The organism is Candidatus Corynebacterium faecigallinarum, from assembly GCF_052264515.1.
GTDB classification, from domain to species: domain Bacteria; phylum Actinomycetota; class Actinomycetes; order Mycobacteriales; family Mycobacteriaceae; genus Corynebacterium; species Corynebacterium faecigallinarum.
Genome location: NZ_JBQQOC010000011.1, coordinates 87,468 through 102,274 on the forward strand (window position 1 = coordinate 87,468; position 14,807 = coordinate 102,274).

A 14,807-nucleotide genomic window follows, 5' to 3' on the forward strand; every position below is an offset into this window, starting at 1 on the left:
GTCTCCCGCATCTCCGATAAGCTTAACCGGCTCTTCCGGATTCAGAGTGCGTTGGTTGCCTCCTGGAGTCCACCCGAGTGGATCAGTGACCGCAAGATGTAATTGGTGTGGTTCCTGAACCCCAACGCGATACCCCGCAGGTGCTCAAGCTTGCCGTTGATGTTCTCCCCAGGAGCGTTGGACGCACCAGTGTCGAAGTAGGCGAGGATGTCAGCTCGTCGCCGCCACAGCGTCTGGCCCAGCACCCGCAGATCCTTGGAGATCTTCACGTGCGGCGCCTTGATCACCTTGAACATCCGTAGTTTCCCGTCCCTGGACCGGTCCGCTTGGTAGGCGGCAAGAATCTCCTGGTAGAAGTGCCACGTCACCTGCACCGGCAGATGCACATCACTGGTGGGCACGTCGTCGAGCTTCAACGCGTTCTTCGGGGTCACCAACGACTTCCTGGTAAGTAGGAGCCGCCTGATCCTGTACAACGGATCCCCGGACCGTCCGCGGTGTCCCGTCGTGAATCGCCCCGGGTTTAATGGAGGGAACAGGATTGCAAACGAGCAACCCCATGCCCTCGAAGTACACACCCGAACTGAAAGCCAGGGCCATCGAACTTGTCCTGCACGCACAAGGCGACCCCGACACCGCCCGCGGCGCAGTCTCCCGCATCGCCGACGACCTCAACATCTCGCGTGAAACCCTGCGGATCTGGGTCCGCGCACACAAGGAATCCGGCATGTCCGCCCCGACGGAGTCAGTTGACCTGGAAGCAGAAAACCGCAGGCTACGCAAAGAACTCACCGAATCCCAACGCGCCAACGAGATCCTGAAGAAGGCCTCGGCTTTCTTCGCGGCGGACGCTCGAGCTACCCACACAAGTAGTCGTCGACTTCATCGACGACAACCGTGCTCACTACGGAGTCGAGCCGATCATCCGGGTGCTGTCAGACACACCCGCCCGCATCGCCGTGAGCACGTACTACGCCGTGAAAAGCCGTCCTGCCTCTGCCCGGTCCGTCCGAGACGACGAGGTCGCCGCTGCACTGCACTGCATCTACGCCGACAACTACTCCTGCTACGGCGCGCGGAAACTGTGGGCCGAGATCAACCGCGAAGGAACATTCGGCCACGTCGCCCGCTGCACCGTGGAACGGATCATGGGCCGTGAAGGTCTCCGCGGGATCCGCCGGCGGGCGAAGAAACCTGCCACACGCAGTGCCGACGCTGATGAGTGCCCGGATGATCTGGTCGACCGTGACTTCGACGTGGAGTTCCCGAACATGTTGTGGGTCGCGGACATCACCTACATCCCCACCCGGGCCGGATGGGTGTACGCCGCGTTCGTCCTGGACGCCGCCACCCGTGAGATCGTCGGCTGGCACGTCACCAACCACCTGCGGGCCTCGCTGGCCCGCGATGCCCTCGACATGGCACTGTCTGCCCGCCTTCGGGCAGGCCAGGATGTGTCCGGGCTGATCCACCACTCGGACCGCGGAGTTCAATATCGGTCGGTGGCCTACGGCAAGTCGTTGGCGGACTCGAAGGTCGTCGCGTCGGTAGGGTCCAAGGGTGACTCCTACGACAATGCGATGGCCGAGGCACTGAACTCGGTGTTCAAGGCTGAGCTGATCGACCGGCGAACATGGCCGGCGTTGACGGACGTCATCGTGGAGACATCGAAGTGGGTCGGGTGGTACAACACTCGGCGACTGCATTCAGCGGTCGGCTACGTGCCGCCGGTTCAGGCTCATCGTCAGCTGCTCGACAAGCAGGCTGTCGCGGCCTGATCAACAGACAAGTGCTCCTCTACAAACCCCGGCGTGCTTCAGGTGTGCCGTGGCATCTCTAGCGTGGCAACGTTGTCGATGCCCAAGCCGAGTTCGGCAGTCCAACAGATTGAGTCAGCGGCGTAGAGTGCAGTGGTAGGCTGACCACGGATCTTGGAATGCTCGGGTGTTCAGTTCGCGAGGTTGATCCTCGCTCTGCAGGTTCCTTCAACTTCTGAAAGGCTTGCCATTTAGTGGTGTGGTAGCCCCGCCGACACGGCTTCACACCCGCTCGGTGTATCCGGCCATCAGGTTGGCAACAGGCCCGGTATGGTGTGTAGCGGGTGCAATGATGATGCTAAGAATGGAGAAGAGTTAGGCGATGGAAGGATCTCATATTACTGAGAGTGACTTCGTGCTCGGAACGTTGCGGACGACTGCCAGCCATACGATTGGCATTCCTCACCTGGTGGAGCTTCTCCGTGAGGTGCCATCCAATGCGCCTGCCGAGCAGTATCGCCAAGCAGTGGTCGAAGGCAACGTCCTAGGCCGTCCGACGCAGGCCGGTCGGCAGCGTTCGTTCCGTCACCTGCGCGAGCTGTATCTGCTAGACCCTGTACGCCCGGAGTTTACAGCGTTGCGGCATTTCTGGGACATCGACCCTTTGTCACGTCCGCTCCTTGCGGGACTGTTGGCCTTCACCCGCGATGAGGTGCTCCGCGCATCGTTTGCGGCGATCGCTGATCTCCCGGCGGGATCGAGCGTGACGTCGGCGGACTTTACCGCCGCCGTCGCGGCGCAGTTTGGCAACGAGATGTCGGAGTCGACGCTCGGCAAGACCGGCCGCAATACGGGAGCGTGCTGGACCCAGACCGGCCACCTCACGGGTCGCGCCAAGAAGGTGCGCACCGAGGTGGAGGTCCACCCGGCAGCCATCGCCTATGCGGCCTTTCTCGGTCACCTCGCCGGGGGACGTGGACTCGGCGTCCTCGATAACCCGTGGTCGAAGATCCTCGGTATCGCTCCCGGACGCGCCCTGGAGGCACTACGCGAAGCTCACACCCAGGGGCTTCTGGACTTGCTCGTCGCGGGAAACGTGGTCGACGTGTCCTTCCCGGCTCTCGGAGGTGACGCATGAGCCGCGTATCCGATCTTGTCGACGCTTACAAGACCGAGTTGTCCCTGACCTGGAAGGATAACCTCTCGGGTGGCGAGCGGGTCTGGATGCTCGTCTACCCGCCGGACCTCGAACGCCAAATGCGCCACGCGCTGCCCAGCATGGAGTTGGCCACCACTCAGGCGGGTCGGGGCTGGGTAATTATCGACGTCACCGACGACTTCGGGTGCTGGCTGTCGTCGCACCGCCATGCCGAGGCGTTCTACGAGGATCCTAGCGACCTCACGCAGTCGATTCTCGACCAGTTCGAGACCACGCTGGTCACCCGCATTCGAGAAGCCCTCGAAGCGGCTCCAGCAAACGTCGTCGTGACTCTCGTCGGCATCGGCTCAATCTTCCCTTTCCTGCGAGCGTCGAGCGTGATCAATTCCGTCGACTCCGCTGTGACGGGCAGACTCCTTGTGCTCTTCCCCGGACTCCACGACTCGGAAACTCATTCATTTCGTCTACTCGACACTCGCGATGGGTTCAACTACCGTGCGCGTGTCATCGATCCACAGAAGGACGTCGCGTGACTACCAACAACAACCTCTTCGTCCGACCTCCACTGAGCTTCGAGATCCCGAATGACGGTGTCACCAACGTCGACCGGCCCGAGGACTCCAACCAGTGGGACGTCCTCAAGTACGAGTTGGAGAGTTTCGTTTGCGAGGGCGAGTACGAACACGGCCTCCAGCGCATCCTCGACTCCTACACCGGCCACCGGAACCGGACGACGCAACCTGCCGTGTGGGTCTCGGGCTTCTACGGCAGCGGTAAGTCCCACCTCGTCCGGGTGCTCCAGCACCTGTGGGCCGACACAAAGTTACCGAACGGCGCGACCGCGCGGGGCTTGACCAACATTCCGCAGTCCATCCAGGACCAGTTGACCGAACTGACGACGCTCGGCCGTCGTGATGGGGCAGCGCCATGGGCCGCCGCAGGAGCGCTTGACCGCAGCGGCGACACCCTCAACTCGGTGTTCCTCTCTATCGTCCTCGGGGCCGCTGGACTGCCTACACGTGTTGCGCCCGCCCAGGTGGCACTGTGGCTCGCGGGCAACGGGCACCTCGACTCAGTCCGCGATCACGTCACAGCCAGCGGCGGTGACCTCATCGAGGAGTTGAGCGAGTACAACCTCAGCAAACTGCTCGCGAACGCGATTCTCGCCTCCGACCCGGAGTTCGCCGCATCCGCCAGGGATGTGCGCGAGGCGCTGCGCAGCCAGTTCCCGCCGGACACGCGCTCGTTCTCCACGGACGAGACCATCGCCTTGCTCAAGAAGATCCTTGAGTACGTCGGCGGTGGACAGATCCCGCCGTCGCTGATCGTCCTCGATGAGGTACAGCAGTACATCAGCAGCGACGGCGGCCGAGCGATGGAGGTGCAGAACCTCGTCGAGTCGGTGTCGCGCGAGCTTGACGGCCGGGTGCTGTTCGTCGCAACCGGCCAGCAGGAGCTGATGGCCGATTCGACGCTTCAGAAGATCCAGGACCGCTTCACCGTCAAGGTCGTGCTCAAGAACCAGGACGTCGACGCCGTCGTTCGTCGAGTGCTTCTGAGCAAAGAACCCGCGAAGAAGCCCGGCCTCGACAGCGCGTTGGCGTCGGTCGCCGGGCAGATCTCCCGGCAGCTCAGCGGGAGCCAGATTCAGCACACTGCGACTGATGACTCGGATCTCGTTGAGGATTACCCACTGCTCCCGGTGCGCCGTCGGTTCTGGGAGAGTGTGCTCCGACAGGCAGACGCCGGCCGCGCCGGCCAATTGCGCTCCCAGCTCCGCATCGTGCACGAGGCAAACCGGAAGGTTGCACCTGAGTTGGTGGGCACCGTGGTCGGTGCCGATTTCCTGTACGCCCAGAAGAACGAAGACCTGAACGGCGCGGGGCTGCTTCTCAAGGAGACACAGACCCTGATCCACGAGCAGGGGCAGAAGGACGCCCTGCGCGGGCGCGTCCTCGGTCTCATCCACCTCATCGGCCTGCTTCCGACGTCGGGCCACGGCGACATCGGCGTGCGTGCGACGGCGGACCATCTTGTCGACCTGCTCGTCGAGGATCTTGCCAATGATGGCGACCGGCTTCGGCAGCAGGTGCCTGTCGTACTGGAAGCACTCGCCGAGGAGGGCGTTCTCCAGCAGGACGGAGAGGAGTTCCGTCTTCAGACCAAGGCAGGCCGAGAGTGGGACGAGGCGTTTCGTAGGCACCACGCGCAGGTGACCGACAGTGAGGTGAGTACCGAGCGCGACTCATTGCTGCTCGCGGAGATTGGGCGGTCGTTACCAGCCTCCATCCAGCAGGGCCGCGCCAAGGTGTCGCGCAAGCTTGCACTGCATTCCGACGCCTCGCTCCCACAGGACTCCGAGGCGATCTCTGTGTGGCTCCGCTCAGAGTGGGATGAGGGGATCACTGCGAAGCAGTTCGACGAGTCTGCCCGCAGCCTCGGTGTCGACTCGCCGATCGTTCTCGTCCATCTTCCCCGCCTTCAAGCCTCGGCGTTTGCGGCAGCGGTCCGCAACAAGATCGCCGCGCAGCGGGTGATCGACCAGCAGGGCATTCCGCAGGACGAGGAAGGCAAGCAGGCCAGAAGTGCGATGCAGACCCGTCTCAACCGTGCGACGGACCAGATGAGCGCTTACGTCCGCGACGTAATCTCTAAGGCAAACGTGCTCCTCGGTGGTGGAACGGCACCGGACGGGCTTTCTCTTCGTGAGCGCATCGAGGCAGGCGCGCAGGATGCCGCGACCCGCCTGTTCCCGCGGTTCGCTGAGGCTGACGACAACCGGTGGCCGCAAGTCATCGCTCGGGTGAAGAGCGGATCGGCGCCGGATGCGCTGAAGGCCGTCCAGCATGATGCTGACCCCGAGCAGCACAGAGTCGTCAAGGAGGTTCTCCGCCACATCGGCCCGGCTGGCACGTCTGCGAGCGACGTGGAGAAGGCCGTTACTTCGAAGCCTCTCGGCTGGCCTCGGGAGGCGCTCATGGCCTCCCTCGGGGTGCTCCTCGACACTGGGGTGATTCGAGCGATGCTCAACGGCAGTGACGCGACTACGGCCGACGTGCTCAAGCAGACCCGCCTAGGCAAGGTTCAGCTCCGCCACGAGGTCACGGTCCTCAAACCCCCCGAGAAAATCCAGGCACGGCAGGTGCTGGGCAACCTCGGGTTCCCAACCGACAACGATGGACTTGTTTCGACCGCCGAACAGGCCGTCAAGTCGCTGGTTGATCGCGCGAAGAATGTGAGCGGGCCTGCGCCACTCCCGGACGTTGCCGTGCCCGGCAACATCCAGGTCATCGTGAGTATGGTGGGTAACGATCGTGTGCACGCCTTGCTAGACGCAAAGATCGACCTGACGAGCTTCAACGACCGGCTCGCAGTATTGGAACGGCGGCGCAAGAGCCGGACGCTTTCGCTCGAACTGGCACGTTCGCTTGCTGTGTCTGCCGCGGGGTTGGAGCGCGCGTCGGTCGCCCGTGGCCGCCTTGAAGCACTGGCCGCAGGCCGCGACCTGCTCGCTGACCCCGACCCCGTCGCCCCGATCGTCAAAGACTTGGCCAGCGCACTTCGTGATGCGATCCACGAATCCGCAGTAGCCCTGCGCGACGCCCGGGAAAGGGCTGTAGAAGCGCTCGAACAGCAGCCCGCATGGAAGAGTCTCAACGAGGCGCAGCAGGCGGTGCTTCTGGCGGAACACCACCTCGAAGCCGAGCCCGAACCAAACCTTGCCGATCCTTCGACTGTCCTGGAGGCTGCGCAGGCCCGACCTCTCCAGGGGTGGACCGCTGAATTCGATGCCATCCCACAGCGGGCCTCTCGAGCTCTGGAGGCGGCCATTCAGCTCACAGCGCCTTCTGCGAAGACGACAACGGTGAGGGTGTCGACGGCGAGCCTCAGCAGCACCGACCAGATCGAGCGTTATGTCGAGAACCTGCGCACTCAGCTTCTCGATGCACTGAGCAGCGGAAACGATACCGTTGTGGTGAAGGGTTGATAATGACGACAACGACCACAGTTCTGAACTCCGACCAACGTCGCTTCCTAGACACACAGACGCAACGCGCCCGAGAGGCTGCGCAGCGTGCGGCCGAGGATGCCCTGCGCGCACTCGCGGTGGGGGAACCGAGCCGTCCAGGGTACCTGAGCGACGACCAGAACAAGCTCCGGCTCGCATTGCGCGACAAGGCGCGGCAGCTAGGCGATGACACCGCACGTGCGGCTGCGCCGCTCACCAACTTGATCCACGACGTGGCCTACGAGCAGTGGCATCGTTTGCTGTTTGCCCGCTTCCTTGAGGTCAATGGCCTCCTGCGGCACCCGGAGTACCGCGACATTCCGCTGTCTCTGGAGGACTGCGGCGATCTCGCGTCCGACATTGACGAATCCGACGCGTGGGCCGTCGCCGCTCGCTTCGCATCGGAGATCCTGCCCGGTGTGTTCCGCCTAACCGACCCCGCAGTGCAGGTGCGATTCGCAGCCGAACATCGCAACTCGCTGGAGCAGCTCCTACTGGAGATTCCGGCCGAGGTATTCACGACGGAGGACGCGCTTGGATGGGTGTATCAGTTCTGGCAGACAGCCGAAAAGAAGCGCGTCAACGACTCAGGCGCTAAGGTCGGCGGGGCCGACCTTTCGCCCGTCACACAGCTGTTCACCGAGAACTACATGGTGCGGTTCCTGCTGGAGAACTCACTTGGGGCATGGTGGGCTGCACGTCACCCGGAGTCCGCGCTCCTTGAAGGCTGGGAGTACCTCCGTCGTACCGAGGACGGCACACCTGCGGCGGGCTCGTTCAACGAATGGCCCGACCGGGTCGCCGATGTGACGGTGATGGACCCCTGCTGCGGCTCCGGCCACTTCCTCGTTGCAATGTTCGGGATGCTCTGGCGCATGCGCGCCGAGGAAGAGTGCCTCACACCGGCTGAGGCACAGAATGCCGTCCTCCGCGACAATCTCCACGGCCTCGAACTCGACCCGCGCTGTACTCAGATCGCCACTTTCAACGTGGCCCTTGAAGCCTGGAAGCAGGGTGGGTTCCGTGAGTTACCCGCTCCCCAGATCGCCTGTTCGGGTGTGCCGGTTCGTTCGGCGCGGAGCGATTGGGAATCGTTTGCGGGTGAGGACAGCGAACTCCGGAAGGTCCTCGGCAATCTGCATTCCCTTTTCAGAGACGCGGACTCTCTAGGCTCGCTCATCGAGCCACGGATCGACGGTCCTGAAGACGTGCTATTTGGGCGTGATCTCAGTATTGGTGCCAGTTGGGAGTCAGTTCGGGGAGCTCTTTCGCGCGCCCTTGCGGGCGAGGCCCAAGGGAATACGGTCCTGGGATACGCTGCGGATGACATCATCCACGCTGCTGGGCTTCTGTCAGAGTCCTACACACTTGTCGCCACAAATCCGCCGTTCCTTTCTTCTGGAAAGCAGGCTGAGGTCGTCCAGAACTTCACACAGCGTGCGGATCGGGTCGCAGCAGGGAACCTGGCCTACTCGATGCTCTCCCGATGGAGCGGAGCAACAACTCGAGCGTTCGTGATTCCGCAGAGTTGGCGCTATCAGACCAACTACTCGGCGTTCAGAAAGGCGAGACTCAACCTCGACGGCCCAATATTCGTTGCCGCCCTCGGTGTGTCTGGGTTCTCGGCAACCATGTGGGACTTCCATACGGATCTGCTGGTCGAAGGGGGGCAGCGCACGGAGGCGGTCTCCGGGCTAGATGCCGCGGCCGGCAACTCACCTGCGGAGGTTTCCGCAATCCTCATCGCGGCACAACTTAGTGACACAACGCGGGCGCAGCAGATGGCAAACACTGACCACCGGATCACGTTGACCACGTCCAAACCGCAGGCACCCTTGTCGGGCGTGGCTCGGGGTCTTCAAGGAATCAAGACCGGGGACGATGGCCGTTTCCGCCGTTACTTCTGGGAAGTCAGCGGAGTCGGTGGGCGTCGTTGGTGCCCGTTCTTGACCTCAGTTTCTGCGACTGAGTTCTATGCCGGACGGAGTTATGTCGTTGCTTGGGATGAGGGCCAAGGTCCGATGGCTCAAAGCCGCAGCTCCCGTATTGTCGGCAAGGCAGCATGGGGAAAACTCGGAGTTCTGGTCAGTCAGATGGGGAATCTGCCTGTGACGCTCTACACCGGAGAATTGTTCGACACTAATGCGTCACCGGTCGTCCCTTATGACGAGTCGTTGGTGCCAGCGCTATGGTACTTCCTGTCTTCCCCGGAGTATTCGGCGGCGGTTCGCGAAATTGATACATCCCTGAAAGTCACAAACGCGACTCTGGCGAAGGTTCCTTTCGAGAGAGAACACTGGACGAAGGTGGCCGAACAGGAAGGGCCTTTGCCAGAGCCCTACTCGCCGAACCCAACTCAATGGCTATTCACGGGCGACGTTGTCGCCGCGACGCTGCCCCTCCAAGTGGCGATCGGACGGCTACTTGGCTACACATGGCCCCGGCAGGGTGCCGACGAGCTTGACCGCCTTGCAGATACCGATGGCGTTGCTGCCCTACAGCCACTGCCAAACGAGCCTGATCTCGCCACACGGTTGCGCGGGCTGCTTGCGACGGCCTACGGTGACCAATGGTCAAGTGGCTTGGAGCGGAAGCTCGTCACCGATGCCGGCGGGAAGAACGGTCGCTTGGAGGACTGGCTCCGAGACACGTTCTTCACGCAGCACGTCAAGGTCTTCGGCAACCGACCGTTCCTGTGGCACATCTGGGATGGCCGCAAGGACGGGTTCTCGGCGATTGTCAATTACCACCGTTTAGACAGGCGGACCCTTGAGAAGCTCATATTCACCTCCCTCGGTGCCTGGATCGATCGACAGAAGCACGAGGCTCGCGCAGAGCGCGCTGGTGCTGATGCGCGATTGGCTGCTGCCGAAGAGCTTCAGCGCAAACTCAAGCTGATCCTCGAAGGCGCTCCGCCGTACGACGTCTACGTGCGATGGAAGTCGATGGCTGAGCAGCCGATCGGCTGGGAGCCGGACCTTGACGATGGCGTCCGCCTCAACATTCGGCCGTTCATCACTGCTGGTGTGCTACGCACGAAGGTCAACGTGCACTGGCGAAAGGACCGTGGGACGAATCCCGACGGGTCGAAACGGCACAACGATCTGCACCCGACACTTGAGGAGCGCCGTGCCGCCCGGCGCGAGGCGGGGGACGCCAAATGACGCTTGTCCATGCCATCGTCGCGAAAGCCCTCCGTGACGCTGCTGCCTTCAACGCGGGGGCGAACTCGGCCCCAGCGGCCGTTCTGTGGGCCGACCCTGAGCGCGCATGGGAGCCTGTGATACGTCGCCTCCAAGAGGCAGTGCCCATCCTCGTGCTCGGAGAATACGACCCCGCAGCTGCACGAGGTCCAGCGCTCTGGCTTCGGGCCGTTCTTGCCTCGCCCGAGTCAGCGGAACTACCAGCACATCTTGCCGAACCAGACGAACGCAGCCCGTGGGTGATATACCTGCCTGGTGTCAGTCGAGGCTCCGTGGCGGAGGCAGCGGCGCTCGACGACTCGCTCGCGCCGCTGGCCGAGGTTGCGATCCGCTCGAACTGGTGGCCCTCCGCCCACGGCCAGACGCCCTGGACGCCGCACTCTTTCCTTGCATCGAAGCAGGGGGCCGGGCTCGACATCGCCAGCGACAGTGCGACGAAGGCGGCCCTCGCTCAAGTGCTGGACAAGTTCCTCTTCGAGGACATCGACGATCTCAAGCGTATGGGACGCCTCGATTCGACTCGTCTGCACCACCTCGTGCTCGATGACACGGTTCGCACGCTCCTCGAATGGATGAACGAGCCGGACGAGGTGAGGGCTTCGCTCGAAGGTGCGCAGTGGCAGGCCCTTGTCGCCTCCTGCAAGTCCGTGTACGGCTTTGGCCCTGAGAAAGATGGCGCGCTCACCGCAGCCAGCAAGCTTGGCGGCCGAGCGGGCGAATGGGGAGCTGTCTGGCAACGGTTTGCGGAGAACCCGAGCCGCTATCCAAACCTTCCTGCCTTGCTCGACCAGGCGCGGCCCTCTGTGGTGCCGCTCTTTGGAGACACCGACGCGCACCCTGACTCGTGGCCTTCGTGGAACCGCGACCAGGAGGACGCGCTTAGGTCGGCGCTCGATGCATTGGGAACTCATCCCGACCCGCGTGGTCGCGTCCAAGAGCTCGCTGCCGCTCACATTGCGCGCGAAGACAATGTCTGGGCAGCTCTCGGCCAGGCACCGCTTGCTAGGGCCGCCGGTCATCTCGCGGAACTGGCAGACCGTGTCGGGAGCGCTTCCACAGCGACGGACCTCCAGAGTCAAGTTGCCTGGTACAGCGACGAGGGCCACGTGATTGACGACCTCGCACTGCGGACGATCGCAACGGCCAGGACCGCGCAGGATAGGTCCGCCGTCGCTCATGCGCTCGCCGCGATCTACGACCCCTGGGTCGATCAGTCGGCACGAGCATTCCAGAAGGCCGCAGTTGGCACCTACCGCGGCCAGACAGGTCTCGACGTAGCCGCCGGAACGTGCGTTGTCTATGTCGATGCACTGCGCTATGACCTGGCCGCTCGTGTTGTTCGCCGACTGTCAGGACTCGCGGTAGTTGTGGAGCCGCGCCAGGCGGCTTTCCCCAGTGTTACACCAACCGGCCAGCCGGCGGTGGCGCCGATCAAGATCAGCATCGTTGGCGGCGCTGCCTTCGACGCGGCCGATGATCAGGGACGATCTGTGAAAGGTGCAGTTCTGCGGTCGGCGCTTACTGGCGCGGGGGTGCAGTTCCTCGACTGGGACACCGCTCAGGTCGGCGACCCGTCCGGAACCGCCTGGACGCAGACGAACATGATCGACTCGCTGGGCCACTCGCACGGGTACCAGATGGCGGACCTCATCGACCACCACCTCGACCTCGTCGCCGAGCGTGTTCGTGCACTGCTCGACGCAGGGTGGCGGAAGGTTGTCGTGGTCACCGATCACGGGTTCCTCTTGCCCGGTCAAGCAGCGCAGAAGGTCAACCTTCCGATACAGGTGACGGAAGGTGATGCTGCCCGCAAGCCGCGTGTGGCGCGGTTGAAGGCCGCCGCGGCGCGCCCGGACTTCCCGATCCTGCCCTGGACTTGGGACTCATCTGTCGACATGGTCAGCGCACCGGGAGCTGCTGCATTTGAGGCGGGCTGCCTGTACGAGCACGGAGGGCTGAGCCTTCAGGAGTGCGTGGTTCCCGTCGTCACTGTGACACGCGGCGATTCGGTCGCTGCGTCCGTCCAGATTGAGGCTGTTCGGTGGACAGGACAGCGATGCCGCATCGACTACGGCCCTGCCGAGGCCGAAGTGGTCGCCGAAGTTCGGCTTCGCCCCGCCGACGCATCGAGCGCCGTCGGTGGCCCGAAGTCGCCCACCGAGCCGGGCGAGGTCAAGGTGCTCGTCGATGAGGAACAGGTCCCCGCTGGGGCGAACGCGTGGGTCGTACTTCTCGACCCGAGCGGTGGAGTTCTGGCACAAGCACAAACCACGGTAGGAGGCGTCGAATGACCGAGGCAATCACGCTCGACGAGATCGACACGACCGCAGCGTCAGCCTTCGAGGGGTACGTCGTTCGCAAGGATCTCGCCCAGCAATTCAAGGGTGCGTATCCCGTCCCGACCTACGTCGGAGAGTTCCTCATCGGACGCTACTGCGCCACAACCGACCCGGAGGAGATCGAAGAAGGGCTCCAGGTCGTCCGGCGGCTTCTCGCCGACCGCACAGTGCGGGCAGGTGAAGAGGAACTCTTCAAGTCGCGCGCGCGCGAGCGCACGACTGTCAAGCTCATTGATCTCGTCAAGGCTCGACTCGATGCAAAGTCGAACGCTTATGTCGCTGAGCTTCCGAGCCTCGGGCTCCGCGATGTGCGCATCAACGATGCCGTTGTCCGTGACCACGACCGCATACTCACCGGTGGCTTCTACGCTGAGGTCGATCTGTTCTACGACGCCGCGATCGCTGACGAGAACAACGGCAAGCCCTTTGCTGTGGGGTCGCTTCGCCCCATCCAGCTCTCAACCCGCGATTCGCTCTCGCGTCTGGCCGAAGGCCGCTCACGGTTCACTACAGAGCAGTGGAAGCACCTCCTACTACGGTCAGTGGGCTTCGAACCCTCGCAACTCACCGAGCGTGAACAAGACGTGCTGTTGCTGCGCATGGTCCCGTTCGTGCAGCGAAACTTCAACATGGTTGAACTAGGGCCTCGCGGCACCGGCAAGTCCCACCTGTTTCAACAGGTCTCGCCCTACGCGCACTTGATCTCCGGCGGCAAGGCCACCGTTGCCAGGATGTTCGTCAACAACGCCACTGGACAACGCGGCCTCGTCGCCCAGTACGACGTCGTCTGTTTCGACGAAGTCTCCGGCGTCTCCTTCGACCAGAAGGATGGCGTCAACATCATGAAGGGTTACATGGAGTCGGGCGAGTTCTCCCGCGGCCGTGAGTCCATTAGGGCCGACGGTTCGATCACGTTGGTCGGGAACTTCGATGTCGATGTCGCCCACCAGCAGAGGATCGGTCACCTGCTCTCGCCGTTGCCACCGGAGATGCGCGACGACACGGCGTTCATGGACCGCATCCACGCCTACCTACCGGGCTGGGACGTTCCAAAGCTCAACCCGACCTACTTCACTCACCACTTTGGCCTCGTGAGTGACTTCCTCTCCGAGTGCTGGTCGCGCCTTCGTGATCAATCGCGCCTCACCTCGATCCAGGGGCGGGTCAACTACTCCGATGCCCTGTCGGGCAGAGACCTGTCGGCCGTCAACAAGACGGTCGATGGCTTGCTCAAGCTCCTGTATCCCGACGCCGAAGCCACGATCTCCGATGAGGACCTCGAATGGGCAGTGCGCATTGCCCTAGAGTGCCGCCGTCGCGTCAAGGAACAACAACGCCGCATCGGCGCAGCAGAGTTCCGTAACACCCAGTTCGGCTACCGTCTCGGCGAGGGAGTAGAGCAGTTCGTCTCGACCCCCGAACTCGCGAGCCCCGACTCGATCGGCCTCGATCCGCTGCCCCCCGGCCAGGTGTGGGCAATCTCCGAGAGCGACGGCGACGTCGGCCCGGGACTCTACCGAATCGAGGCAGCAGACACGCCCGGCTCTGGCGCACGCGGGCTACTCAACCAGGCCGCACCCGCCACGCTCCGGGAAAGCTTCAAAGTCGCAGATCAGAACCTCATCGCCCAGGCGAGACAACTCGTTGGCGACCGCGACCCGCGCGAGCACAACCTCACTGCTCAGGTACGCGCGCTCGACGCAGCCAAGACCGGCGCTGGCATCGGACTGCCGATCCTCCTCGCGCTGGCCTCGGCGATGCTCCAGCGATCTATCCGTGGTGGCCTGATCGCCGTCGGCAACCTGTCGCTCGGCGGTGGCGTAGAGACGGTTCTTAACGCTGCACAGCTTGCCGAGCATGCAATGGAAAAGGGCGCTACGGCTCTCTTGCTTCCAGTGTCGGCCCGTCGCCAGCTTCTTGACGTCAGCGATGAGGTAGCAACAAAGGTCTCGTTCGTCTTTTACAGCGATGCCCAAGATGCACTTATAAAAGTTCTCGATGAATGAGCTGGTAGGGAAGCATATCTGGTCCGGGTCTGCTATAGGTTTAGGTGAAAGGTTGTAGTTACGCCACGAGAGCGACGTTGTTGGTCATGATGGTCTCGAATTCGATCGGCGTCAATTGGCGTTAGTTGGCGTCAATCGGCCCAACTGGGCCTGACGGGGTCGACGGTGGTAGGTCCGCTCACTCCAGGTCACGATCGCGATCCGAAGCTGGCTACGAGTGGGTCAGCAGCGGCGGTCGAGAACGTTGTTCTGAAGCATTGCGAAGAAGGATTCCATGGCGGCGTTGTCGCCGCTGGAACCAACCCCGCCCATCGATCCGATCATGCGGTAACGG

The 14,807-nt window shown here is 63.1% G+C and carries 7 protein-coding genes and 3 pseudogenes; 8 read left to right on the forward strand and 2 right to left on the reverse strand.

Annotation, left to right across the window (positions count from 1 at the left end):
* Positions 1 to 41: 41 nt before the first annotated feature.
* A complete protein-coding gene (locus tag ACTXPP_RS07780) occupies positions 42 to 434 on the reverse strand; it encodes a transposase (RefSeq protein WP_443341630.1) in 393 nt (130 codons plus the stop codon).
* Between the two features lie 125 nt (positions 435 to 559).
* On the opposite strand from ACTXPP_RS07780, the pseudogene ACTXPP_RS07785 reads away from it, so the two are divergent.
* From ACTXPP_RS07785 to brxL, 8 genes and pseudogenes are all read left to right on the forward strand, one after another.
* Positions 560 to 778 (forward strand): annotated as a pseudogene (locus ACTXPP_RS07785) (transposase); the annotation flags it as partial.
* An 85-nt stretch (positions 779 to 863) separates the two neighbouring features.
* Positions 864 to 1,778 (forward strand): annotated as a pseudogene (locus ACTXPP_RS07790) (IS3 family transposase); the annotation flags it as partial.
* Between the two features lie 394 nt (positions 1,779 to 2,172).
* The gene (locus ACTXPP_RS07795; RefSeq protein ID WP_443341632.1) at positions 2,173 to 2,895 is read left to right on the forward strand and encodes a hypothetical protein; all 723 of its coding nucleotides are present in this window, start codon (positions 2,173 to 2,175) and stop codon (positions 2,893 to 2,895) included.
* Positions 2,892 to 3,449, forward strand: a complete 558-nt coding sequence (locus tag ACTXPP_RS07800; protein WP_443341634.1) for a BREX protein BrxB domain-containing protein — start codon at positions 2,892 to 2,894, stop codon at positions 3,447 to 3,449. The genes ACTXPP_RS07795 and ACTXPP_RS07800 overlap by 4 nt, the downstream gene beginning before the upstream one ends.
* Complete coding sequence (brxC, locus tag ACTXPP_RS07805; RefSeq protein WP_443341636.1) at positions 3,446 to 6,904, forward strand: BREX system P-loop protein BrxC; 3,459 nt, start codon at positions 3,446 to 3,448, stop codon at positions 6,902 to 6,904. Before ACTXPP_RS07800 ends, brxC begins: the two co-directional genes overlap by 4 nt.
* Positions 6,905 to 6,906: 2 nt before the next feature.
* On the forward strand, positions 6,907 to 10,089 hold the full coding sequence (locus ACTXPP_RS07810; protein ID WP_443341638.1) for a DNA methyltransferase: 3,183 nt from the start codon (positions 6,907 to 6,909) through the stop codon (positions 10,087 to 10,089).
* Positions 10,086 to 12,419 (forward strand): BREX-1 system phosphatase PglZ type B, encoded by a 2,334-nt coding sequence (gene pglZ / locus ACTXPP_RS07815; protein WP_443341640.1) that lies wholly within the window; start codon positions 10,086 to 10,088, stop codon positions 12,417 to 12,419. Before ACTXPP_RS07810 ends, pglZ begins: the two co-directional genes overlap by 4 nt.
* The gene (gene brxL, locus ACTXPP_RS07820) at positions 12,416 to 14,473 is read left to right on the forward strand and encodes a protease Lon-related BREX system protein BrxL (protein WP_443341642.1); all 2,058 of its coding nucleotides are present in this window, start codon (positions 12,416 to 12,418) and stop codon (positions 14,471 to 14,473) included. Before pglZ ends, brxL begins: the two co-directional genes overlap by 4 nt.
* Positions 14,474 to 14,584: 111 nt before the next feature.
* Here the strand turns inward: brxL and ACTXPP_RS07825 are convergent.
* A pseudogene (locus ACTXPP_RS07825) lies at positions 14,585 to 14,807 on the reverse strand (integrase core domain-containing protein); the annotation flags it as partial.